This window comes from Bacillus sp. GW821-FHT11D08, assembly GCF_058808515.1.
In genome coordinates this window covers 1-24143 of sequence record NZ_JBXARS010000006.1, presented here as the reverse complement: position 1 = coordinate 24143, position 24143 = coordinate 1, and the positions used below count along the sequence as shown (strand labels likewise).

Genomic DNA, 24143 nt, shown 5'->3' with positions numbered 1-24143 from the left:
CCGATGACTTTCAAGAAGCATCCTCGATATTTTACAGAGTCACTCCAACCTCTTTTAAGCTCGGCAAAGCATCAATCGCACCGATTTTAGTGCACACGAGCGCCCCCACCTTATTGGCAAATGAGACAATATCACGCAGCTTCGCAAAATCTTCGTCTGCCGTCTGAATCTCATCCGTGCGCGCCAGCTGATACAGCGCCGCGCCGACAAACGCATCTCCCGCTCCCGTTGAGTCTATTGATGTCACCGGAATGCTCGGAATGATGTCAATATCCTTCCCATTTGAAAGAAGGGTACCGCTTTTCCCGAGTGTCACCGCAACAATGCCGGCCCCGAGCTCATGAAGAACCGCAACACCTTCTTTATGATCCTTCGCACCGCTGATGATCTCAAGCTCTTCGTCACTGACTTTCACAAAATCACTTACGGCAACGGCTTTTTTTGCGGTGTTTATAAACTCTGAAACTCTTCCTTTCAATAAATCCTCACGGTAGTTAGGATCGAAGGAAATAAACTGTCCATTGTCTTTCGCAATCGACATCAGCCGTAAATAGGCTGAGCAAAACGGATCAGATAACAATGCCGTCGCTGACCCGAAATGAAGGATTTTGGCATCGTTTACCTTTTCCAGATCAATATCATCCAGCGTGAACAAAGCGTCCGCTCCTCTGTTAAACACAAAGTCGCGCTCCCCATTTTGTTTTAATGAAACAAACGCAAGCGTTGTAGGCGCTTTCTCATCCATGACGAGCATAGAGGTATCGACATGTGCGGCGTCCAATGTCTGCTTCAGAAAATACCCGAACGGATCTTTGCCTGTTTTTCCGCTGAAAGCCGCGTCTCCGCCCAGCTTAGCAATGGCTGCCGACACATTCGCCGGTGCGCCGCCGGCACTTTTTAAGAAATTGCGTCCTTCCGTCAAATCAACATCCACATCGGTACAAAAGAAATCAATTAACAATTCTCCAATACAAATAACAGATTGGCTTCCCACATTATCACACTCATTTATCAATTCTCGATTATAGTTTCAGTATAGTGCTTTCTGTCATAAATACAACCGTTTACATAGAATATTTTAAATTTTACGTATACTTATCTGGCAGCCCTTTGCTCCAGATCAGACATCATCTGCTGATATTTTTTTTCAGTTAAAGGATAAAAAGAAATAAGAATAATAGACAGCAGAATGAACAATCCCGGGATGAGCGCATTCATATTTTTAATCGCATTCAATGACGAGGCCGTCTGATCGGTATTCGCGGCATATCCGGCGATTCCGAGATAAACGGCCGAAAATGACCCGGCTAACGCAACTCCGAGCTTATTGATGAAACTCATGCTCGAAATCACCACGCCATCAGCCCGGACTCCGGTTTTCCATTCCGCATAATCGACACAATCGGCAACCATTCCCCAAGCAAGCGTATTTAAAGGCGTCGTAAAAAATCCCGAAACGAAAAGCCAAAAGAAAATAAGCGGCAGCGAAGAATACGATGTAAACTGAAGGCCCGCATAAGAAATCAGCGATAGCGCCGCCGTGATGATCATAACCTGCTTCCGGCCCCGCTTCTCAGAAAAGAAAGGAATAAACAGATTGCTGATCAGCGCTGCGCCGAAAAACAACACGGTTCCTAAAAATACAAATTCCTTATGGCTGACGTTATACGTAAAATAGTACACCATCGTGCTGAGCTTAATGTTAAACCCAATCGCAAACGCCAAAAATGCAGAAACCAAAATGAGCAAAGGCTTGTTTCGGAACAAAACGGACAACGTTTTTTTCATTCCTTGTTTTTTTCTTTTTTCAGGCTGAATCCGTTCCCGCACAGTAAAGAAACTGAACAGATTCAACGCGATGCTCACCGCCGCATAGATAAGCGCCGTCATCTGAAATCCGAACGCCTGATCTTTCCCGCCGATGGCGTCCGCAAGCGGTGTCGCACAGGAAATCGATAACAGAATTCCGATATAAACCAAAATCATCCGGGTCGTCGTCAGAACCGTCCGTTCCTCCACGGAATTCGTCATCCGACCCGTTAAGCTGTTGACCGGAATCGTCTGCATGCTGAAGGACATCCCAAGCAGAATATAAGTGATGTACGCATAAACCATGTTCCCCGTCTCGCCGAAATGAGGGGTCGTAAAGCATAAAAACGTAAATAGCGCAAAAGGAAACGCCACCCACAAAAGATACGGCCTTGCCTTTCCCCACTTTGTATTCGTCTTGTCTAGAATCACGCCCATAATCGGGTCAAAAATAGCGTCCAGCACCCTTACGATAAGAAACAAAGCTGCGATGACCGCAGGCTTAATGCCGCCGACGTCTGTATAGTAGAATAATAAGTATGCGTTTACAAACTGAAAGATAATATTGTACGACATATCGCCGAATCCGTAGCCGATCCGTTCCATCCAGGACAGGCCGCGATGTTTCGTCTTTACTGCCGCTGCTTTTTCTGTTTCAATCATCATTTCCCACCCCAAGAATCCGTTTTCATTTTTGATAAGCAAGAGGGAGAATGCAAAGATCCTCCCCGTTCACTCAGCGATTTGGATACACCATCACTTTTAAGCATTCATTTTTGTATTGAAAGGCCCGTTCCATCGCCTCTTGCGTCTGCTCCAGCGGATATTGGTCCGTTACAAGATGCTTCGTGTCCACAATGCCGGAAGCGAGAAATTCAATTCCCTTCGGATACGTATTCGCATAACGGAAGATTCCGTATATATCAATCTCGTTATCTGCAATAAACGGCACATTGAGCGGGATCTCGTTCTGAGAAGGCAAACCGACAATCGCCAGTTTTCCGCCCCGGCGCACGGAAGCCAGTGCGGATTGCAATGCCGCCGGATTCCCCGCTGTTTCCCAGGCAGCATCAACGCCTCTGCCATTCGTGATCGTTTTGATTTCTTCACCGGCATCCTGTTCCCGGACATTGATGACATGCGTCGCGCCCATTTTTTTCGCGGCATCTAACCGCAGCGGCTCCAAGTCGGTCACAATGATTGTGCCTGCCCCGTATGCTTTCGCGGCCGCAACGGCCATCAGCCCCACAGGGCCCATTCCCATGATCGCAACCGTAGAACCGGGCTGGAGCTTCGTTCTCGCGGCCGCATGAATGCCGACAGAAAACGGTTCAATCAAAGCCGCATCTTCATAGGATAGTGAATCCGGAATTGAAAAAACAAAGTCCTGACGCATTTTAATATATTGGACAAACGCGCCGTCAACCGGCGGTGTCGCTAAAAACTGTACATCCGGACAAAGATTATAACGCCCTTCCTTGCACGCCTCACAGCGTCCGCACGTGACACCGGGTTCGACAGCGACCCGGTCTCCTATTTTAAATTGATCGACTGACGATCCGACGGCGGCTATTTCTCCCGCGCATTCATGACCGAGGATAAATGGTTTTTCCACTACATAATTGCCTATTCTGCCATTTGTATAGTAATGCAGATCAGATCCGCAAATTCCGACAGCCATCACCTTAATCAACACTTCATCATGATTGATGTCAGGCACGGGCAATGTTTCGATTTTGATTTCTCTCGTGTTGTGCATAACCGCCGCTTTCATATTTTGAGGCACTGTGTGAGTCATTTGGCAAAATCCTTTCTCTGCTTTGAAATGTAAGTGCATACATTTTTGTTTTCTCTATTACTGCCCCTATTTTATCTGCTTTTCCATACGTACAACAGCCTTTCCTGCTGTATAAAAGGACAGCCGCACTGTACTTTTTATTTTTTCATATACAAAAAACACTGAATTGATAAAATAGTACTAATAGGAGGTGCAGGCTAATGGCTGAACTTGAAAACCGGACACATTTTGCAGAACTGCTGGCACCTGCCGTCAAATCGCTGAAACTTCATCCTGATTATAAAGTCAGAAGGAAAAAGAACGAAAAAACAGGACAGTCTTATATAGATCAAATCGCACTCCGATTAGGCGTTTCCTCTAACACGATCAAAAGCTGGATCGGACAGATGGGCGGAAACTACATTCCCGGACGAATTGACGACGGAAAGCTGTTCGGCATGATCTGGATCATTATAGAAAAGACTGATATGGATTCTGAATGGCTGACCGATCTTCTGGAAACCACCACCATACCCGTCATCAAACCCGCATTGCCCGTTTGGACGGCGTCTTGTCTAAAAAAAGCAAAAATACTCCGGAAAGACGGATCATTCGGAGCGCCGAGTGATGAAGATGTTGAAAAAGCAGTAAAGCGGCTGTTTCATGACAGACCCGGCCACGAAACGAATGCGCTTACAAGAAAGTCCGTCACGCATAACTTACCGTCACGCCGGACGGGGAACTTTATCGGCCGCTGCTTTGATATAGAGGCGATTCGACAATGGATGCTGTCTCCGTCACCGGTCTGTTTAATCACAGGCTGGGCCGGCATGGGGAAAACAACGATCGCTCTTGAAGCAGCCTACCTTTGTGCCGGCAGTTCACCAGATTGGCCGGCATTCAACAGCATCATCTGGATCAGCGCTGACTGGAAAGGATTGAGCTTCAGCGATTTTTTAAACACGATCGCCTATCAGCTCGGACGCACCGAACAAATCGATAAATCAATCAACGAAAAACGGTTCGTCGTCCGCAATGCATTAGCCGCTCATTCAAATAAAAAACCGGTATTGCTGATCGTTGACAGCATCGATACAGCGGAACGTGACATTCACGAATTTATCATCGGCCTTCCGCAAGGCGTAAAAGTCCTCCTTACGGCACGGGAAAACGTAAAACAGACTTACCGGGACGGCCTCGGGGAACTGGCGGCCATCCAGCTGAGCGGCCTTGAACAAACAGATGCCCTTGAATTTTTTCAGCAAGAAGTGCACCGCTGTCTGCAAACATGCAACCTCCCGCAAAAACGGGAAAAGCTGGAGCAGCTGCTGGAGCTATCGCCTGACCTTAAGAATGAATTCATCTCGGCAGCCGCCGGCAACCCGAAGGCCATGGCACTGAGCATCGCTTACATGTCAGACGACGACATCCCCGCTCCGCAGCTCATTCAAGAACTTAAACAAGCAGGCTACTCATTATTGGAATTGTTTGAGGTTCTCTTTGGCCGCACATGGGACAGATGTCATGAAGACACACGAAAACTATGGCAGACGCTTTGCTTTTTCGCTAAGCCTCCTGATGAAAAAAGCTTGGCTCAAGCGGCCGGATTAAATGTCTGGCGGTTTCATTACGCGATTGAGCAAATGCGGTCATATGCTTTAATACAGCCGGAACGAAGCGCAGGAAGAATTCAATATGCAGCCCATCAAACCGTTGTCGCTTACGGAGAGCAGCACTTATCCGAAAATCACGAATTTGCAAAAGAAGCCCGCAGCCGCTGGGCGCATTATTATATTGATTATGCGGAAACCCATATAAAGCGGGAACAGCCCAATTCCGTCTATTGGAGCTACTTGCTGGGACGGAATTTAGAGCAAATGAAAAAGGAATGGCCGAATATCCTAAAGGTCATCGAATGGTCAAGCGAAACCGGACAACATGACATCCTGATCGAACTCATCACCCGCATCAGCCATTTTCTAAGCAGAATCAACCTGCCCCTGCGAATCGAATACGGATTAAAAGCCGCTGATGCCGCCCGTCAATCAGGCGAACACACGCGGGAAGCTTACTTTCGGATCGACACGGCAGGCTGGGCGCTGATGGAAGTCAACGATTCAGAAGGAGCTCTCAGGCAAATAGAAGCCGGCCTGAAGATACTCGAACAATCAGGCGCACCGGATCACGACGACTTGAGGGTATGGGGAACCGCCCTGCAATCGAGGCTGCTGTTAAAAATCGGAGAATCGGACAAAGCGGCAGCAATGCTGGACGGCATCAAAGATCAGCCCGTCTCCCCCATTATCCGGCACAGGGTTCTTCTGGTCCGCGGCGACCTGAGTTTCACCCGCTCTCACTACGAAGAAGCCATCACATTATACGAAGCGGCAAACACAACCAGCGCCGCATACGGCGGCGAAAAAACGATAGAAGCCTATTTCAACCTCGGCATGGCTTACGTGAAGTGTGATCAGCTCAAAAAAGCGGAAAAAGCCTTTGAACAAATGCTCTATGACAAACATAACGCCAATCAAGTTGAGTTGATCTATTACTATTACGGAATGGCACAGCTCTTGTACCGAAAAGGAGAGAAAACGAAAGCGATGGAATCGAATCAAAAGGCGATTCGTTTGATTGATTCGTGGGAGCCTGGGATTGGGATTCGGGGTGAGGTGGAGCAGCTGGGGATGATGCTTGAAGGAAAGGTGAAATCATATTGTAGCTAGGAAAGCCTGAGGTCAATCTTAGACAAACGATCTCATACCTTCTCTATTTATAAATAAATCAGGCCTGATCAGTTGAGTAAACTGATCAGGCCTTTCTGATAGAACGCTATGGGCATTTCAGATGAATTCAATGGTCAAACCCTTGGTATATCAGGGGTTAACCGTTGAATGCGCCCATATTTCCTCAACTCTGTAACATCTTTTTCGTGAATTAAGGATTGTAATTTAGGATGCGTCATTATTGAATTTTTTACTCACTAAAATGTGATATCTTTAATGAGAATTAACGAAGTAACACGAGGTTATGTTACCTTCTGTTACTCCATTTCTATTACTAAAATTCTAGTCTTTGTTTTGAAAATAAACCTTTATTCGGCGTGATTATGATGTTGTATCTAAATCTGAAAGGAGATTTAAAATCTTCTCCTCACTTAACTGACGTTTATAAGTAACATTTACGCCATCTTCATTAAGTGTATTAAAGAACTTCTTACTAGCTTCGATTTTATAATCTTCAACTTGCCTTAGTTCAGCCTCTTTGTCAACGCCCTTACTCTCAATAATTAAGTTCATTGACTGATTACCACTCTTATCTGTCAGCACATACATAAAATCTGGACTTGTCGTACCTCCAAAGTACATTGGTACTCTGATAGATCGTCGAGGTATCTTTCCAAACACTTCTACACGGTCAATATTTGAGTATTCAATATTTTCTACTTCAATTTTCGAATCATACACAAAACGGTCATAAAGATATTGTTCAGGTAAAGGGTTATTAGATTTGAATACTCCAATGTCAGCTTGGGCGACTATATCTTTTGGTGTACCATCATCATTAGTTAGTGCAGTCTGTCCGTTCACATCACTCAACTTACGGTACGTGTATCCTGATGCAAACTCACGTATAAACCAGCATTCAAAATTAGAAACGAACATTTGAATGGAACGGTTTGTTGGATAAATCTCTTGGCTAGTTTCTTTGTGGAATCGAACGATTTCTTGGTGTAATAAAGAAAGCGGAAGACAAGTCCGATTATTTATTTTCTTCAAAAATTCTCCATAGGCTATTTTTACTTCAAGAACAGTAAATTCACCCTCATGTTCTTTTTCTAAGATAATTGAATTACCATCAGATGTAATTGTTTTCTTTTGAAATGAAGAAATTTCATGTTTAAATAAATCTGATGATAAACTTGCTCTAATTCCTTGACGGAGTAAATCTTCGGAAACATTCTGAAAGTCTACCATGTAATTTTTATTAATATCATTCCATAAGTTTTTGATCTTTGCAAAGTTCTCCTTACGGATTTGCACATCTTTTGGCTTTCCATTCATTATCTTACCTGATTTTAGGCCTACTTTAAAGTCAGGATATTCTCTGTAGAAAGCATGGCGGTTTCCTTCAATTACATTATAATCTTCATCGATATATTCATTTGCCATTAGTATACCTGCTAATATAGCTGTTTTTTTGCCTAATTTCTCCGCGAATTTATCCAATAAACCTTTAATATTCGTGAAGTTTGCAACACCTTCGTTAATTTCATCATATAAGTGGTCTGCAAATTCGCTTTCTGTATGATCAACAAGATAGTTTAAAAAAAATGATTCTTCACCCGCAATCGCCCGCACACCAAACTCATTTACTGGTAAACGTAAGCCACGCCCCACTTCTTGAATTTTCGAGTTCTCACTTCCTGAGCTCCGAAGTTTTGCGATTGTAAAAATGTTTGGGTTGTCCCAACCTTCACGTAACGTCCATTTTGAAAAGATGAAACGACGAACGTTCCAGCTTCCGTCTTCATTCTTGAAGGACAACAATTTATTTTTATCGCGTAAAATCTCGTCTACTTCTTTTTGGATATCCTCCTCTTTGGTTGAATTGTCCTGAGAGAAGTATCCACCATTTGTACCTCGAATATCTGCAAGACTGGCTTTCAAGAACTGCACATATTCTTGTTCAACATATCGCAAGTTTTCTTTGCTCTCATATTTATTTATAAGACTCTTAACTTTTAGAGTTAATGTTTCTTGGAAGTATTTTCTCAACTTTCCATCTGAGCCATCCTTAAGACGATAACTTTCAGGCGAATCAATAAAGAATAGAGTTAATGACTTATATCTAGGGGATTTAGAAATGAAATTCTCTTGTTCTTTTTGCAAATGTAATTCAATTGCTTGATTCACCATCAATTCTTGATAGCTTGTCGTAAATACCCCGGCAATTAAAGCATCACGAACTGCCAATACTTTTTCATTATCTAGACGAATACCAACCCTATCATTGAGTTCTTCCTGCTTACCTATATCTTGTATGTATAAACTCCCGAAAGACTCATTAAGTCTACTTAAACTTTCACCAATATCAATATCGTACTCCGCTTTTGTCTGCTCATTTCGGAAACGCGCTTTTTTAGGACGTTTAGAAGTTATACTTACAAGAGTAAAACGGGTTTTATTTGGATTCTCGAACTCCGGATAGTAGACAGAAACCCCTTTAACAAGGTCGCGATTAAAGGCATCTATGGATGTTAAGTTATAGACTAAGTTATCGTAATCCCTTGTCTTGTCTTTTTTTATAGGATACGTTGCACCAAAACGTACAATGGCCAATGGCTTCAAATAATCTTGGATGAAACTCCACGACTGATTAGAACGGTCAAACTTATGAGGTTCATCTAAAATTACAATTGGCCGTGTTTTAGCTAATGCATCAATAGGTCGGTTAGTCCCATCTAACATTGTTTGGTCATAGTCATTACGGTATAAGGTTGAATATTTTCCCGTCTTTAGCATACTCATTCCAGCCAAAAAACAAAATATGCTATTTTTCGTAAAAGCATCGCCATCACAGAATTCATTTACTGATCGTGGTGGATAACGTCGACCTTTATTATTTTGTTTTTGGGGGTCTAGAACAGATAATTTTAATTCTGTATTAGAAAATTCTTCATAATGCTTCACATGTTCCTTAAATTCCCCAGACTGCAAAAAAGCTCTTGTGCCTTCTTTTATAGGAACAGTAGGAGAAATAATAATGAATTTATTAAATCCATATTCACGATTTAATTCCAACATCAAGCGTGAATAAACGTAAGTTTTTCCAGTTCCAGTTTCCATCTTAACGTCAACACCAAGAGGGACATCGCCTTTTGGAATCTCCGACAGAGAGGATGTACGCAAAACAGAATCAATCTTGTTTCTTTCTTGGATTACATGAACATTTTGTTTAATAATCTGACGAGTAAAATCATCCTTTAGATTAAAAATTGGATTCGCCGTAGACGTTTCACGTGATAGCGGGACATTTTGAAATATATCTACAACGGATTTCAAAGCCTCGAGTTGGTAATCCAATTCTTGTAATTGCACCTTTATTCCACCCTCTTTTCCAACGAAATACCTTTGCGAGTGCGCAAAGCAATGTCCAATTCACGCAACTCATCAAAGCGCATAGATGGGATAAACGCAGTTACATTTCGCACATTTAGTGTTTTATTGTCAATCATCTTTAACAACTCAATTACGTTATCTGAAGTGAGACCTTCTTGAATCAGATATACACGTTTGCCGTAGCAATAAGCAATATAATTACCTAATTTGACTTCATCAGCTTTAGCTAATCGTCCATATCCGTCACGAAGCAACCATGTAGCAAGTAGCGTTTGAATTCCATCAATACCTTTATAATCATATTTAGCGACGGAATCTTCTTCTATTCCGAATGATATTTGTTCTTCTATTTCTAAAGAAAAATCGATAACCCGATCCAATGACAAAATAGGTGCCTTACGAACTTCGAATGTTTGGAAACCATAATCAATATTTTCATAGGTATTTTCTTTAATTTTTTTGGCTGCTAAACGGATGCGTTTGCGACCTAATTCATCTAAGGTACGATAACCATCTTTATATGCAAGTTTGTCTTCAGGTATCTCTTCTGGGAGTTGAACCATAATGTATTGACGATTTAAATGGTCTTTCGCATTCATTTGCATAACTGCATCAGCTGTTGTAGCGGAACCGGAAAAGTAATCTAGAATCAGCATATCTTTCTTTGCAGGCGCTATTTCCAACACACGCTCTAATAAACTAATAGGTTTTGGAGTTTCAAAATATTCACTCGTACTAAAATATCCTTCCAATTCTCGACTTGCACGAAAAGAAGTGTAAGCTTTATTCTGCCATAACGTTTTTTGAGGCACTGTTTCACTCCGTTTTTTTTGGTAAATCTGAATTTCTCCTCTATCATTGCGTTTAGCAGTCAAATTATGAAATTCAACACGAGCTTTTTCTCCTTCACCTTTACCCCAACGCCAAACACTTTGAATTCCATTGGCTTTTGCAGGATAAACCTCTTTCCAACCTTCAACAGGTTCCAAAGATAACGGCATAAATCCATCTTCATCAACCACCTCAGAATTAACATAAAATGGATAACACAGATTCTCTCGATTGGTGATGTTGAATTTTTTCGCGTTACGATTGCGTAATCCTTGTAAATCGAAACCACCATATCCGTCAAAGTAATCAAATGTGTTATCAACGTTTGGTACCTCACGTAATTGTACTAACTCAGCATTTTTAGCATAAGCATACAAAGTTTCGTGAGTTTTAGCAAAGTATCCATAACGACGACCTTCAGTCTTAACAATGACAGTATTATTAGCAAGCATATTACTTTCTCCAAATATATCGTCTAATAGTAACTTTAAATTTGTCTGTTCATTATCATCAATACTAACAAACATCACACCGGTATCTCGTAAGAGTTTATACCCTAGTAGTATTCGTGGATACATAAATGTAAGCCATGCTGAGTGGCTACTACGACCATGTAGCTCCAAAATTCGTTGTGCTTTCTCTTCATTGCCGACAATTTCAGTTAACTTTTCTAAACTGAATATGAAGTCGTCATTATAACTAAAACGGTCGCTTCCAGTATTATATGGTGGATCAATATAGATAACGTCTATTTGGTTTTCATACGAGTGGCGCAAGTGTTTTAAGACGTGCAAATTATCCCCGATATAATACGTGTTTTTGCTGTTAAGATCTTGCACAATTTCCTTGTCAGTAAGTGGCGTTATAACCGTATCAGTTTCAGCATCCGCTAGTAATTTTGCATATTCCTTTCCCACAAAGTTTAGAGAGAATGTTTCCATTGAAGACTCTATACCTGCGTTGTTAAGATACTCCTTAAACCGTTCAAATTGGAATGCTCCTTCATGGTCAAAAAATTGTGGATATTGACTTTTTAAAACCCGTAATTTTTCGTGGGATTCAATTTCTGTATTTTTTTCCATTATAATCCCTCCCGTATATAAAATTAGTTTGTTCACCTTCCAAATCCATTGATCTAATGGTTGAATTTTCAATTGAAATAAAAGATTTACCAACATTGTAACGTAAGTAGAAAAATAACGTAAGAGAAGAATAAACAGATTTTCTCTCCTATAGGTATTGATTCTATCAATACATCTACCATATTTATATCTCTATAGACTCAATATTCTCCAATGTATGAATATATCTTAAAAGTCATCGTATTACTGCCCCCATTAGGGAAGTGACTATCCAATGACAATCTGTATTAATTTAAAGCCAATTTAAACAGAAACAAACAAAAAATGCCTAGATAAGTTAGCCTATCCAAGCTCTTATTATAAGGTTTTTAATTTGAATTCCCTTTTGAACCTAAAATGATTTTTTCAAGTTTTAATCCTTATTTCCTTTGCACTTAAAAAGACCTTTTCCAACCATATCTCCTTTAGTTAAGGATCATGGTCTATTTGAAAGAAATTTATGAATTGACCATTTTTTTATCTATCTAATATACCTTTCATCCTAACCGTACAAAGCCTGAATCATATCTTTCGGAGTGATTACCACATAATCCTCACAAAAAGTCTCAAAAGCTAAAAATTGTATAAATGAACTAAACAAGCATAAGTTAGATCCAAAACAAATGAAGATTTTGTTTTTACATGTATTGATGAGGAACTACCCGGTTGCCCGCTTTAAATTAAGAAAATTGAAAATTGTATGCGCGTTTGTTGAAAATAGCAAAATTAAATTCCTAACTTATACTCCATTTATTGCGCCATACCTTTATCAGCACAAGCTGGGATAATTCTTCTGAAAATAATGGAACGTTTAGGGCATAAAGATGAAGATACAACAAAAAATGTTTATTTGTATGTGACTAAAGAGAGGAAAAAAGAGGCTTCCCAAAAGTTCAAAGAACTCATGGAAAACCTCTAAATTAGACCCTTATTCAAGAAAATGTTACCCTTTTGTTACTCTTCGGTTATTTTCAAAGTAGATAAGAGTCTAGAAACCCCATTTTTACTGGGTTTCTGGGGCAATGATTACATCATTCCGCCCATACCGCCCATGCCGCCCATGTCAGGCATTCCTGCGCCGCCGGCGTTTTCTTCCGGTTTGTCAGCGACAACCGCTTCAGTTGTTAAGAGCATTGCTGCTACAGAAGCTGCGTTTTGCAGAGCAGAACGTGTCACTTTTGTCGGGTCAACGATACCTTTTTCGATCATGTTTACCCATTCGCCGGTTGCAGCGTTGAAGCCTACGCCGATTTTTTCGTTTTTCAGGCGCTCAACGATGACAGATCCTTCAAGGCCTGCATTGTGCGCGATTTGACGGATCGGCTCTTCAAGCGCGCGAAGCACAATGTTGATACCTGTTTGCGCATCGCCTTCAGCTTCCACTGCAGCGACTTTGTTGTATACGTTGACAAGCGCTGTACCACCGCCGGATACGATGCCTTCTTCAACAGCTGCGCGAGTTGAGTTGAGGGCGTCTTCGATGCGAAGTTTACGCTCTTTCAGCTCAGTTTCAGTCGCAGCGCCGACTTTGATGACAGCTACGCCGCCGGCAAGTTTCGCAAGACGCTCTTGTAATTTTTCTCTGTCGAATTCAGAAGTTGTTTCTTCCACTTGAGCGCGGATTTGGTTGACGCGTGCAGCGATTTTTTCAGTGTCGCCGGCGCCTTCTACGATTGTTGTGTTTTCTTTCGTTACCACAACTTTAGAAGCGCGTCCCAATTGTCCGATTTCAGTAGATTTCAGGTCAAGGCCTAAGTCTTCTGTGATCACTTCTCCGCCTGTAAGAACAGAGATGTCTTCAAGCATTGCTTTACGGCGGTCACCGAAGCCAGGAGCTTTAACGGCAACAGCGTTGAATGTGCCGCGAAGTTTGTTGACAACGAGTGTAGCAAGAGCTTCCCCTTCAACATCTTCAGCGATCAGAAGCAATGGTTTGCCTTGCTGTACAACTTGCTCAAGCACAGGAAGGATTTCTTGGATGTTTGTGATTTTTTTGTCTGTGATTAAGATGTAAGGATTATCAAGAACCGCTTCCATCTTATCAGAGTCAGTCACCATGTAAGGAGACGCATATCCGCGGTCGAATTGCATACCTTCAACAACTTCAAGCTCAGTCGTGAACCCTTTAGACTCTTCGATTGTGATGACGCCGTCGTTTCCTACGCGCTCCATTGCTTCAGCGATAAGGCTTCCGACTTCCTCATCAGCAGCAGAGATCGCAGCAACCTGAGCGATAGACTCTTTGCCTTCGATCGGCTTAGAAATTTCTTTTAAGTTTTCGATTGCTACAGTCACGGCTTGTTCCATACCTTTACGCACGCCGACAGGGTTAGCCCCCGCAGTTACGTTTTTCAAGCCTTCGCGGATCATAGCCTGCGCAAGTACAGTCGCAGTCGTCGTACCGTCACCGGCAACGTCGTTTGTTTTGCTGGCTACTTCAGCTACAAGCTTCGCACCCATGTTTTCAAACGCATCTTCAAGTTCAATTTCTTTTGCGATTGTCACACCGTCATTTGTAATTAACGGAGAACCGAATTTTTTCTCCAGAACCACGTTGCGTCCTTTTGGCCCTAAAGTTACTTTTACAGCGTCAGCAAGCGCATCGACACCGCGAAGCATAGCGCGGCGTGCTTCTTCACTAAACTTAATATCTTTTGCCATGTTAACGAAACCTCCTCGAATTTTTAAAAATATTTATTTGCTTAGCCGATAACAGCTAAAATGTCGCTTTCACGTAAGATTAAGTATTCAGTACCTTCGTATTTCACTTCAGTACCGGCGTATTTTGAGAAGATAATGCGGTCGCCCTCTTTTACTTCTAAAGCAACGCGCTCTCCGCTTTCCAACACGCGACCTGAACCGGCTGCCACGATTTTGCCTTCTTGCGGCTTTTCTTTTGCAGAATCCGGTAATACGATTCCGCTGGCAGTTTTTTCTTCAGATTCTACGAGTTCAATGACAACGCGATCACCTAATGGCTTTAACAATGTAATAACCTCCTCAATAGTATGAATATGTAATTTTAGCACTCAGCTCTAAAGAGTGCTAACACAGTTATTATAATAAAGAATCTCACTTCCAATTTCAAGTCATAAGAATAAAAAATTTTCACGCTTACATGATTCTCTCTCACACTGATTTTCTCCTTTTTTCACGTCAAGTTCACTTGTGTTACAATAAGAACAAATAAGTTGATTTTATAGGATAAAGGAGTACATATCATTTGAGAAAACAGTATTGGTATATCATTTTGACATATGTTATCATGCAGCTTTCCGCATTGATCGGCATTCCTTTAATGTACAAATTCGGCTATGCGGGCGGACACCCTACGAATGCGAACCTCACCATGGCTCAGGGGATTTATTCCGTCGTAAGCTTTTTTATCTGCCTGATTATCGTTCTCTTGATTTTGAGAACCGCGCCGAAGCAGACATTAAGAAACGGGAAGAAAGCATCCGCCGGCATGTCCGTTCTCTGGGCGGTCGCGGGAATATGGCTCGCTTTATTTTCTCAGGGAATCGCCGGGATGATTGAGCAGTATGTCTTTCATGTGGGCAGCGGTTCCGAAAACACGAAAGCCATTCTCAGCATTATTAAAGCCATGCCGCTCATGATTATCGTTTCTTCTATCGTCGGGCCGATTCTTGAAGAAATCATTTTCCGGAAGATCATTTTCGGTGTATTATATGAAAAAACGAATTTCTTTATCGCCGGACTAGTCAGTTCCGTCATTTTCGGCATTGTGCATCAAGACCTCACGCACCTGCTGCTGTATACGGCCATGGGCTTTACCTTTGCGTTCTTGTATGTGCAGACGAAACGGATTATTGTGCCGATATTCGCCCATGTCATGATGAATACCATTGTCGTGGTCATGCAGCTCGGCCCCGCCCAAAAATATATTGAACAGCATAGTGAGCAAATGCAATTAATTATTGGAGGATTGTTTGTATGAGGAACCCAATGACTTGGGGCTTGATTTATTTCGCAGTCGGCTGTATCTTTACGTATTTGGCCGCAAGCTCTCCGGGAAGCATGTGGTCTTTTTATTCCATACTGCTGATGGTTTTCGCCGCTTATAATATCAGCATCTCGTTTAAAATGTTCGCTTTCTCATTTAAAGTGAAAAAAAATCAAAAATAAAAGAAAAGCCATTTCTCATCATTGAGAAATGGCTTTTTTTATGCTGATACGTCCTGATCGGATTCGCTGCTGCCGTTCTGCCTTTTCCGATACGCCGCTTTTGAGATAAGAATGCTGATCTCATATAAAATGCAAAGCGGAATGGTAATCATCAAGTGAGACAGCAGCTCAGGCGGCGCAATCATCGCGGCGATCACAAGCAGCACAAAATACGCGTACTTCCTGATCTTCGATAAAAACATCGGCGTGATAACACCGAGTCTCGTTAAAAACATGATCAGCACCGGCATCTGAAACAGCAGCCCAAACGGAATCGTCAGCTGCAGCAGAAAATGAAAGTACTCGGTGATCCCGATCACCTGGTTGACATCCAGGTCATTCGAAACCCGCTTCATAAAATCAACGACCAGCGGAAATAAAATATAATAAGAAAACGACACACCGCCGACAAACAGCACGATCGAAATCGGAATATAGCTGAGTGTTACTTTGCGCTCCTTCTCATACAGACCCGGGCTGACAAACGCCCAAATCTGATAGAGAATAATCGGCGAAGTCAAAATGATGCCGATGATAAACGCGAACTGCAAAAAGATAAACAGCGGATCCGTCAGGTTAAAAGCATTAAGGGTGAGCTCTTTTACTTCATCGGCTTTTTGAAGATACACAATGATAGGTTTTGCCAGAAAAAAGCCGGCAATAAAGAAAACCGTAAAGGATAACGCCACAATCAGCAATCGTTTCCGAAGTTCGGCAATATGCTCCACAAGCGTCATTTGATTCACTCTCATACGCGTCATCCTATCTTACTGTTCTTCTTTCTTTTTTTCCTCTTCTTCACCGGCTAATCCCTTAGTAGCGTTCTTAAATTCACGAAGCGTGTCCCCCGCCGCTTTTCCTAATTCGGGAAGCTTCTTCGGACCGAAAATAATCACCGCTACCACACCGATAACCGCCAGGCTTCCAGGACCGATCATGTGCAGCTCCTCCTTTCGCTATTCAATTTCTTCCAAAACAGAATAATGCTTCAAGAAATAAACCAATGATTGAAGCTCTACAGCTAAATCTATATGATGAATTCGAATGTGATCCGGCACATTCAAACGGGCCGGCGTAAAGTTAAGGATTCCCTTGATTCCGAGCGACACGAGCCGGTCGGTGATTGACTGGGCGGCAACCGCAGGAACGGTAAGAATCGCCACGGGTTCATCCTTAATGTGAAGCTCTAAATCATTAAGATCAAAGACAGGCACACCGCCTACCTCAGTTCCTATTTTACTCTGATTCACATCAAAAGCCATAGATATTTTTGTGTTATTATTTTTTGTGAAATTATAGTGAAGAAACGCCGTCCCTAAATTCCCGACACCGATCAAAATGACGTTCGTCGTTTCATCCTGATCCAGTGTTTTTCTGAAAAATGACAGCAGGTAATCCACATTATAGCCGTATCCTTTTTTGCCGAGCGCCCCGAAATAGGAAAAATCCCGGCGGATCGTGGCCGAATCGACTTTTACCGCGTCGCTCAGTTCAGCGGATGAAACGCGCTGTTTTCCTGACGCGTGTAAATTCTTTAAAAAGCGATAATAAAGCGGCAGCCGTTTTGCCGTCGCCTGTGGAATTTTTGATTGATCCTTGTTCATGATTGGTCCTCCACTTTATACTCAGATGCATCTCTTTTAAAATCACCGTTTTTGCCTCCTGTCTTTTCCATGAGGCAGGTCGGGCCGATGACCATTCCTTTATCCAGCGCCTTGCACATGTCATAAACGGTCAAAGCGCAGACTGAAGCGGAAGTTAGCGCTTCCATTTCCACACCTGTACTCCCTTTCGTTTTTACGCTTGCCTGTATATGAAGAACGGCTTCGGAATCCTTTTCCTCCCAGCCGAATGAAATGTCGACGCTGCTTAAAGAAAGCGGGTGGCACATCGGGATAATCGCTGACGTCTGCTTTGCGGCCATAATTCCTGCCACCTGTGCGACAGCCAGCACGTCTCCTTTTCCGATCTCGCGGTTTTTGATTCTGCTGTACACGTCATGCTTCATCTGTACGCTGGATATCGCAGCGGCAGTACGGACTGTTGAAGATTTATCGCTTATATCCACCATGCGGGCACGGCCTTCTTCATTAAAATGAGAAAATCCATTCATATTTAAACTCTCCTTACTTCTGATCATACACTATTTTCTCCCTGATGTCTTATCCTATAATGTTCCAATTCTGATGTATTGTTTGCTGACAGCAGGTTGATAAGCTACACTTAACTTATTATAACAGAGGTGAAATAATATGATGATCTTACAAATTAATCAGCTATCCAAATCTTTTGGCGCTGATCCTATTTTAAACAATATAAAGCTTGAAGTCAGATCTCGGGATCGCATCGCCATAGTAGGCAGAAACGGAGCCGGCAAATCAACTCTCCTTAAAATTATCGCAGGTCACCTTTCATATGAAAAGGGTGAATTAATCAAACCGAAAGAATTAACGATGGGATATCTCGCCCAGCACACAGGCTTGGAATCCCAGCTTACCATAAAAGAAGAACTGCTGAGTGTTTTTGATTTCCTGAAAGCAATGGAAAAAGAAATGCGCTCTATTGAAGAAAAGATGGCCACGGCCGCCCCCGCGGAGCTTGAGACGCTGATGAAAACCTATGACAGGCTTCAGCAGGATTTCAAGGATAAAGGCGGCTATCAATATGAAGCGGACGTCCGATCTATCCTTCACGGACTCGGCTTCGGAAAATTTGACGATTCCGTGAAAGTGCAAAGCCTGAGCGGCGGTCAGAAAACAAGGCTTGCGCTCGGAAAACTGCTGCTGACCCAGCCTGATCTGCTTATTCTGGATGAACCGACGAACCATCTCGACATCGATACGCTTACATGGCTTGAGCATTATTTACAGGGATATTCAGGCGCAATCCTGATCGTTTCCCACGACAGATACTTTCTTGATAAAGTCGTCAGCCAAGTGTACGAGGTCTCACGGACAGAAAGCAAAAAATACCTCGGCAACTACAGCGCCTATTTAGAGCAAAAAGCCGAGCAGTATGAGAAAGACCTGAAGCTGTACGAAAAACAGCAGGACGAAATCGCCAAGCTTCAAGATTTTGTCGACCGCAATCTGGCCAGAGCTTCTACAACGAAAAGAGCCCAAAGCAGACGAAAACAGCTTGAACGGATGGACGTCATGGCAAAGCCGCTCGGGGATGAAAAATCAGCCGCCTTCCGTTTTGACATTACAAAACAGAGCGGAAACGACGTCCTGCGCGTACAGGATGTTTCCATCAGCTATGACGGCCAGCCTCCGCTCTTGAAAAACCTGACCTTCGGCATTACAAGAGGTGAAAGCGCCGCCCTCGTCGGACCGAACGGAATCGGCAAATCAACCTTGCTGAAAACCATTATGAATACAATCAGTCCGGAATCCGGATCGATCACGTACGGTTCCAATGTCACAATCGGCTATTACGATCAGGAGCAGGCTGAACTGACCTCGTCCAAACGCGTGCTGGACGAGCTGTGGGATGAATATCCGGACATGCCGGAAAAAGAGATCAGGACATGCCTCGGCAACTTCCTGTTCAGCGGAGACGATGTCCTGAAACCTGTCCGTTCTCTAAGCGGCGGTGAGAAAGCAAGAGTCGCGCTTGCCAAGCTGATGCTGCAAAAAGCAAACTTTCTCATCCTTGATGAACCGACAAACCACCTTGATCTGGACAGTAAAGAAGTGCTGGAAAACGCCCTGATCGACTATCCGGGAACCCTGTTATTTGTATCGCATGACCGCTACTTTATTAACAGGATCGCCACAAGGGTGCTGGAGCTGTCTCCGGATCATGCAGAAGAATATTTGGGTGACTATGACTATTACACCGAGAAAAAAGCCCAGCAGCTGGAACTGGAAGAAATGAAGCGGCAGGAAAAGGAGCAGGCTCAGCCTGCCGGCAAGGTCAAACAGGATACGAAAAGAACTTACGAGGAAGAAAAAGAATGGAAGAAGAAAGAACGGCAGCGCCTGAGACGCATTGAAGAAATTGAAGCAGCCGTCTCATCCGCCGAAGAGAAAATCAGCGCCAATGAGGAGCTGCTGTGCGATCCTGACGTGTATCAGGATCATGAAAAGGTACAGACCATTCACGCGGAGAATGAAGCTCTGAATCAAGAGCTCGAAAACTTATTAGCAGAATGGGAGGAACTCTCCTCAGAAGAATAGAAAAAGTCAAGCACCTCTTTAAGGGGTGCTTTTTTATCCACAGCTATCCTCCTTGTCAGCCATGTAAGTAAGCGTGTTATACACACTATCCACAAAATTTTCTGACTTTATCCACTTTACTAACAACTTATAGCCTCTTATCCAGCCTGGATTTCTGGATATATTCACAATCCTGTGGATATGTTAGAATTATCTGTTAATAAGTAAAAAAAAGCCTCACGTTTTACAACGTGAGACGATCAAAGGATGTTAATTCCAAGCCGGGCTGTCCGTTCATATCATATGAGCCCCGAATCCCCTTTTCAAAAGCAACGGTTCCGGCAGCCGCAATCATCGCTGCATTGTCCGTGCATAAAGAAAGCGGCGGGATGATAAGCTCGGGATCTCCCGAATGACTGAATTCCTGCTGCAGTGCGGCTCTCAGCCCTTTGTTAGCGGCTACGCCCCCTGCCAGCAGCACTTGTTTAACCCCATATTCTTTCGCGGCCTTAGAGGTTTTTGCCGTCAGTACATCAATGACACTCTGCTGAAAGCTTGCGGCAAGATCCTCCGGAGGAATCACCTCATTTTTTTGCGAGGCGTTATGAAGTGTGTTAATCACGGCTGACTTCAGGCCGCTGAAGCTGAAATTGTAAGACCCTTCTTCCAGCCACGCACGCGGAAGCGGAATGGAATCCGTTCCCACAGCAGCCAGCTTATCAATCTGCGGCCCTCCCGGATAAGGAAGCCCCATCGTTCTTGCCACTTTGTCGTAAGCTTCGCCTGCGGCATCATCCAGCGTTTCACCGATAACCTCGAATGAACCGTGCTCTTTCATATAAACCAATTCCGTATGTCCGCCTGACACAACCAAAGCAAGCGCCGGGAATTGAAGCTCTCCTATCAGCCTGTTTGCATAAATATGACCCGCAATGTGATGGACACCGACTAGCGGTATTTGATGGGCAAAGCTTAACGCCTTTGCCGCATTGACTCCGATTAACAGGGCTCCGACAAGTCCGGGTCCTTCCGTTACGGCAATCGCATCAAGATCATCAAAGCCCATCTCCGCTTTTGAAAGAGCTTCCTCAATCACAAGGGTAATCTGCTCCACATGATGTCTGGACGCTATTTCAGGCACGACCCCGCCGAAACGTTTATGGCTTTCAATTTGAGAAGCGACAACGTTTGAAATAATTTCATTCCCGTTTTTTACGACTGAGGCCGCTGTTTCATCACAGCTTGTTTCGATTCCTAGTACATAAATATCTTGTTTTTCACTCATGTAATGTCACCCACATTAATAACGCATCTTCCCCGTTATCTGTATAGTATTGTTTTCTGATTCCACCGGCCTGAAGACCGAATTTTTTATATAAGGATTGGGCGGGATGATTTGAGACCCTGACTTCGAGAGAGAGCCTTCTTGCCTTTTTTTCTCTGCACAATTCTATCGCAGAGCGAAACAGCGCTTCTCCCAATGATTGGCCCCGATATTCCGGCTTAATGGCTATGTTCGTAATCTGCGCGTCATCTATAATAATCCAGATTCCGCAATACCCCGCCAGACAGCCGTCCTTTTCAATGACAAGGTAGTGGGCATACGGATTTTCCAAAAGCTCATGATAAAATGAATCCTTCGTCCACGGAGAAGTAAAGGATGCTGTTTCAATTTCATAAATTTGATCAATATCTTCCGGACGCATGCTTCGAATCGCCGTTTTCGTTTTCATCCCTATCACCCTATTTTTGAGATTCCATCCATTTCGCTTCAGCCTCTGCCAGACGCAAATAATCCGGAACAAGGCTGTGGACATCCGCTTCCTCTTTTTCCAAGCCTAAAAACGCCAGCTCTGACGGCCGCGGATTATGCTGTGCAGCCGTTCCAATCACTGCTTGAGATGTCAGCTCATGCAGAATGGTTTCTTCATGAATGGCTGTATCGTGCCCTAAAAATAAAACCGGAGACGCTTTTTCTTTCAGCATGCCGAGCCAATCAGTCAAAAGGACATTCTGATCAGGAAGAACGGATTGTAATCGGCCGTCCTGATATCCATAAAGCCCCGTATATACCTGTCCGCGCCGGGCATCAAATAACGGGCAGATCAGTCCTTGAAAGTGCCGTCCGTTAGCCGCCAGCACCTCCAGACTCGAGACAGCGGAAACCGGAAGCTTCAGCGACCATGCCAATGTTTTTGCCAGCGTCACACCGATTCTGACACCTGTGTACGATCCCGGTCCTTTCGCCACCGCTATTTTCGTAAGGTCCTGCGGTGTTAGGCCGCAATCCTTCAGCAATGAATTGACAGCAGGCATGGCCCGCACGGAATGATTCTTTTTTAAATATGTAATATACTCCGCCATCACCGTTTTGTCACGAACGAGCGCGGCACCCAGTGTGTAATTTGACGTATCAATTGCCAGTATTGTCATGTTTATTTATCTCCTCACAAAGCGTTTCATACCGTGTTCCGCAAGCCGTAAAGGTAATGTCCCTTGCCTCATCACCGGCTCTTGTGATGACGATCTGCAGCCGTTCAGCAGGCAGCTGATCCTGAATTAAATGAGCCCATTCAATTAAACAGACGCCTTGTCCCTCAAAATATTCTTCAAGCCCTAAGTCTTCGCTTTCATCCTCCATACGATACACATCCATATGATATAGAGGAAGCGAACCGTCATGGTATTCTTTTATAATTGTAAAAGTCGGGCTGTTTACCACTTTCGTGATTCCCAGTCCTTCGGCAAAACCCTTTGTAAAAGTCGTTTTTCCCGCGCCTAAGTCGCCTTCCAGTGTCAAAATGTCTCCCGGCTTTGCCAAAGAAGCGGCAAGCTTGGCTACGGCTTTCGTTTCTTCGGGGTTTTTCGTTCTCCATTGTAATGTCTTCAAAGTGAGTCACCCGTCTTATTTAAAATGATTGTATCCTTTTTTCTCAAGGACGATTTGTCTCTGATCATTGGCTGTCAAAAGAACACATGCTTCCTTCCGTTCAGTTACCGCTCCTATCTTCGCAATCGGAATGCCCGATTGAGTGCAGTAATCAAGCAAAGAAATCCACTCTTGCTGAGAAACCGTTCCAACCAATTCAAAATCTTCACCGCCGAATAACACCCATTTCTTCCACTCAGAATCTGCCTCAGGCAAATCCGGATGCACCGGCAGAAGTTGTTCTTCGATTTCTATCGTAACTGAACTTGCCGCAGCTATTTCATGCAGCTCACTGGCCAATCCGTCACTGATATCATTCAGAGCCGCGCGCTGAAGCTGAGAGCAGAAGCGGCCGACCTGAACTCTCGGAACGGGCCGTTTATGTTTTCGGATAAAATAATCACTCGTATGAAAAGCAGAAGGGAGTGTTTCTCCCAATAAAAGAGACAGTCCTGCTGCGGACGAACCGATATCCCCTGTAACAAACACAACATCTCCGGGTCTTGCCGAGCTTCGCAGACAAGCGCAATCCTTCTCAACTTCTCCGATGACAGTAACGGTAATTACGGCTTGACCGGAAGCGGAGACGGTATCTCCCCCGATCAAATCCATTTGATATAGTTTCGCCAGTTCCGCCATTCCTTCATACATTGCCTGGACGTCCGCTTTCTGCCAGCAAGAAGGAACCGCTAGAGACACCAAATAAAACTTCGGAATGCCTCCCATCGCCGCCACGTCACTAATGTTAACAGCAAGCGCCTTATAACCGATATCATGAGGAGAGGAATACTCTAATTTAAAATGGACATTCTCCACCATTGTATCAAGGCAGACAATTTGCTGCATATGGGGTGATGCTGTATAAACCGCACCATCATCACCGATCCCTACATCGACGGAAGGATGATAATGCGAATGCGGCGTAATACTGTGAATCAAATCAAACTCATCCATATATCTCCCGTCTCCCTTTCTGACGCTCTTGTGAAATACAGCTCTTTCTAGTGTATCGGATTATGTTTCAATATCCAAGACTTTAACGATATAAAAGAAAGCTTGGTTAGATACCAAGCTGCCAGCATTTAAAAGAAAACACAAAAAAAACGAAAACATGATCGTTTCGTTTACAATAAAAATGGCGGTCCGGACGGGACTCGAACCCGCGACCTCCTGCGTGACAGGCAGGCATTCTAACCAACTGAACTACCG

General features: G+C 43.6%; 20 protein-coding genes. 4 read left to right on the top strand and 16 right to left on the bottom strand.

The features are described from left to right. Positions 1-31: 31 nt before the first annotated feature. From AC1RRX_RS13080 to gutB, 3 genes are all read right to left on the bottom strand, one after another. The gene (locus AC1RRX_RS13080; RefSeq protein ID WP_144464653.1) at positions 32-994 is read right to left on the bottom strand and encodes a carbohydrate kinase family protein; all 963 of its coding nucleotides are present in this window, start codon (positions 992-994) and stop codon (positions 32-34) included. A 101-nt stretch (positions 995-1095) separates the two neighbouring features. After that, positions 1096-2472, bottom strand: a complete 1377-nt coding sequence (locus tag AC1RRX_RS13075) for an MFS transporter (RefSeq protein WP_108725305.1) — start codon at positions 2470-2472, stop codon at positions 1096-1098. A 73-nt stretch (positions 2473-2545) separates the two neighbouring features. Then, on the bottom strand, positions 2546-3607 hold the full coding sequence (gutB, locus tag AC1RRX_RS13070; RefSeq protein WP_039062720.1) for a sorbitol dehydrogenase: 1062 nt from the start codon (positions 3605-3607) through the stop codon (positions 2546-2548). 200 nt (positions 3608-3807) lie between these two features. On the opposite strand from gutB, the gene AC1RRX_RS13065 reads away from it, so the two are divergent. Continuing rightward, positions 3808-6312: a tetratricopeptide repeat protein gene (locus AC1RRX_RS13065; protein ID WP_144464655.1), complete on the top strand. Its 2505-nt coding sequence runs from the start codon at positions 3808-3810 to the stop codon at positions 6310-6312. A gap of 381 nt (positions 6313-6693) precedes the next feature. Here AC1RRX_RS13065 and AC1RRX_RS13060 read toward each other — a convergent pair whose 3' ends face one another. The 4 genes from AC1RRX_RS13060 to groES form a co-directional block, all read right to left on the bottom strand. Next, positions 6694-9687, bottom strand: a complete 2994-nt coding sequence (locus AC1RRX_RS13060) for a type III restriction-modification system endonuclease (RefSeq protein WP_186302973.1) — start codon at positions 9685-9687, stop codon at positions 6694-6696. A gap of 2 nt (positions 9688-9689) precedes the next feature. After that, entirely contained in the window at positions 9690-11621 is a 1932-nt protein-coding gene (locus AC1RRX_RS13055) for a site-specific DNA-methyltransferase (protein ID WP_186302975.1), read from the bottom strand. Between the two features lie 1065 nt (positions 11622-12686). Further along, positions 12687-14321, bottom strand: a complete 1635-nt coding sequence (gene groL / locus AC1RRX_RS13050) for a chaperonin GroEL (RefSeq protein WP_003155941.1) — start codon at positions 14319-14321, stop codon at positions 12687-12689. Between the two features lie 41 nt (positions 14322-14362). After that, positions 14363-14647: a co-chaperone GroES gene (gene groES, locus AC1RRX_RS13045; protein ID WP_003155970.1), complete on the bottom strand. Its 285-nt coding sequence runs from the start codon at positions 14645-14647 to the stop codon at positions 14363-14365. Positions 14648-14883: 236 nt separating this feature from the next. On the opposite strand from groES, the gene AC1RRX_RS13040 reads away from it, so the two are divergent. Together AC1RRX_RS13040 and AC1RRX_RS13035 are read left to right on the top strand one after the other, a co-directional pair. Beyond that, the gene (locus tag AC1RRX_RS13040) at positions 14884-15618 is read left to right on the top strand and encodes a CPBP family intramembrane glutamic endopeptidase (RefSeq protein WP_032867628.1); all 735 of its coding nucleotides are present in this window, start codon (positions 14884-14886) and stop codon (positions 15616-15618) included. Beyond that, positions 15615-15806 (top strand): YdiK family protein, encoded by a 192-nt coding sequence (locus tag AC1RRX_RS13035; RefSeq protein ID WP_003155975.1) that lies wholly within the window; start codon positions 15615-15617, stop codon positions 15804-15806. The genes AC1RRX_RS13040 and AC1RRX_RS13035 overlap by 4 nt, the downstream gene beginning before the upstream one ends. 38 nt (positions 15807-15844) lie before the next feature. Here AC1RRX_RS13035 and tatC read toward each other — a convergent pair whose 3' ends face one another. Genes tatC through moaC form a run of 4 tightly spaced genes read right to left on the bottom strand, consistent with a single transcriptional unit; the run spans position 15845 to position 17958 of the window. Next, positions 15845-16606, bottom strand: a complete 762-nt coding sequence (gene tatC / locus AC1RRX_RS13030) for a twin-arginine translocase subunit TatC (RefSeq protein WP_108725145.1) — start codon at positions 16604-16606, stop codon at positions 15845-15847. Between the two features lie 6 nt (positions 16607-16612). Next, entirely contained in the window at positions 16613-16783 is a 171-nt protein-coding gene (locus AC1RRX_RS13025) for a twin-arginine translocase TatA/TatE family subunit (RefSeq protein WP_003155981.1), read from the bottom strand. Between the two features lie 18 nt (positions 16784-16801). Next, positions 16802-17449 (bottom strand): redox-sensing transcriptional repressor Rex, encoded by a 648-nt coding sequence (locus AC1RRX_RS13020; protein ID WP_003155984.1) that lies wholly within the window; start codon positions 17447-17449, stop codon positions 16802-16804. Next, the gene (moaC, locus tag AC1RRX_RS13015; protein ID WP_007408857.1) at positions 17446-17958 is read right to left on the bottom strand and encodes a cyclic pyranopterin monophosphate synthase MoaC; all 513 of its coding nucleotides are present in this window, start codon (positions 17956-17958) and stop codon (positions 17446-17448) included. The genes AC1RRX_RS13020 and moaC overlap by 4 nt, the downstream gene beginning before the upstream one ends. Before the next feature lie 139 nt (positions 17959-18097). Between moaC and AC1RRX_RS13010 the strand changes: the two genes are divergently transcribed. Continuing rightward, on the top strand, positions 18098-20026 hold the full coding sequence (locus tag AC1RRX_RS13010; protein WP_020953910.1) for an ABC-F family ATP-binding cassette domain-containing protein: 1929 nt from the start codon (positions 18098-18100) through the stop codon (positions 20024-20026). 223 nt (positions 20027-20249) lie between these two features. On the opposite strand, the gene tsaD is transcribed toward AC1RRX_RS13010, so the two are convergent. Genes tsaD through thiL form a run of 5 tightly spaced genes read right to left on the bottom strand, consistent with a single transcriptional unit; the run spans position 20250 to position 23888 of the window. Continuing rightward, complete coding sequence (gene tsaD / locus AC1RRX_RS13005) at positions 20250-21290, bottom strand: tRNA (adenosine(37)-N6)-threonylcarbamoyltransferase complex transferase subunit TsaD (RefSeq protein ID WP_007408855.1); 1041 nt, start codon at positions 21288-21290, stop codon at positions 20250-20252. Next, positions 21283-21738 carry a ribosomal protein S18-alanine N-acetyltransferase gene (gene rimI / locus AC1RRX_RS13000; protein ID WP_003155993.1) on the bottom strand — a complete coding sequence of 152 codons (456 nt, stop codon included), beginning with the start codon at positions 21736-21738 and terminating at the stop codon, positions 21283-21285. Before rimI ends, tsaD begins: the two co-directional genes overlap by 8 nt. A 10-nt stretch (positions 21739-21748) precedes the next feature. Next, positions 21749-22438 carry a tRNA (adenosine(37)-N6)-threonylcarbamoyltransferase complex dimerization subunit type 1 TsaB gene (gene tsaB, locus AC1RRX_RS12995; protein ID WP_032867634.1) on the bottom strand — a complete coding sequence of 230 codons (690 nt, stop codon included), beginning with the start codon at positions 22436-22438 and terminating at the stop codon, positions 21749-21751. Further along, positions 22419-22895 carry a tRNA (adenosine(37)-N6)-threonylcarbamoyltransferase complex ATPase subunit type 1 TsaE gene (tsaE, locus tag AC1RRX_RS12990; protein ID WP_025284346.1) on the bottom strand — a complete coding sequence of 159 codons (477 nt, stop codon included), beginning with the start codon at positions 22893-22895 and terminating at the stop codon, positions 22419-22421. Before tsaE ends, tsaB begins: the two co-directional genes overlap by 20 nt. A 15-nt stretch (positions 22896-22910) precedes the next feature. Then, positions 22911-23888, bottom strand: coding sequence for a thiamine-phosphate kinase (thiL, locus tag AC1RRX_RS12985; RefSeq protein WP_032867636.1), 978 nt, complete (start codon positions 23886-23888; stop codon positions 22911-22913). Positions 23889-24143 lie beyond the last annotated feature (255 nt).

Excerpts from the sequence above, each read along its gene's own strand:
- AC1RRX_RS13075 (WP_108725305.1), bottom strand. The coding sequence starts at position 2,472 with ATGATTGAAACAGAAAAAGCAGCGGCAGTAAAGACGAAACATCGCGGC.
- gutB (WP_039062720.1), bottom strand. The coding sequence starts at position 3,607 with ATGACTCACACAGTGCCTCAAAATATGAAAGCGGCGGTTATGCACAAC.
- AC1RRX_RS13065 (WP_144464655.1), top strand. The coding sequence starts at position 3,808 with ATGGCTGAACTTGAAAACCGGACACATTTTGCAGAACTGCTGGCACCT.
- AC1RRX_RS13055 (WP_186302975.1), bottom strand. The coding sequence starts at position 11,621 with ATGGAAAAAAATACAGAAATTGAATCCCACGAAAAATTACGGGTTTTA.
- groL (WP_003155941.1), bottom strand. The coding sequence starts at position 14,321 with ATGGCAAAAGATATTAAGTTTAGTGAAGAAGCACGCCGCGCTATGCTT.
- AC1RRX_RS13035 (WP_003155975.1), top strand. The coding sequence starts at position 15,615 with ATGAGGAACCCAATGACTTGGGGCTTGATTTATTTCGCAGTCGGCTGT.
- tatC (WP_108725145.1), bottom strand. The coding sequence starts at position 16,606 with ATGACGCGTATGAGAGTGAATCAAATGACGCTTGTGGAGCATATTGCC.
- AC1RRX_RS13025 (WP_003155981.1), bottom strand. The coding sequence starts at position 16,783 with ATGATCGGTCCTGGAAGCCTGGCGGTTATCGGTGTGGTAGCGGTGATT.
- AC1RRX_RS13020 (WP_003155984.1), bottom strand. The coding sequence starts at position 17,449 with ATGAACAAGGATCAATCAAAAATTCCACAGGCGACGGCAAAACGGCTG.
- moaC (WP_007408857.1), bottom strand. The coding sequence starts at position 17,958 with ATGAATGGATTTTCTCATTTTAATGAAGAAGGCCGTGCCCGCATGGTG.
- AC1RRX_RS13010 (WP_020953910.1), top strand. The coding sequence starts at position 18,098 with ATGATGATCTTACAAATTAATCAGCTATCCAAATCTTTTGGCGCTGAT.
- tsaD (WP_007408855.1), bottom strand. The coding sequence starts at position 21,290 with ATGAGTGAAAAACAAGATATTTATGTACTAGGAATCGAAACAAGCTGT.
- rimI (WP_003155993.1), bottom strand. The coding sequence starts at position 21,738 with ATGAAAACGAAAACGGCGATTCGAAGCATGCGTCCGGAAGATATTGAT.
- tsaB (WP_032867634.1), bottom strand. The coding sequence starts at position 22,438 with ATGACAATACTGGCAATTGATACGTCAAATTACACACTGGGTGCCGCG.
- thiL (WP_032867636.1), bottom strand. The coding sequence starts at position 23,888 with ATGGATGAGTTTGATTTGATTCACAGTATTACGCCGCATTCGCATTAT.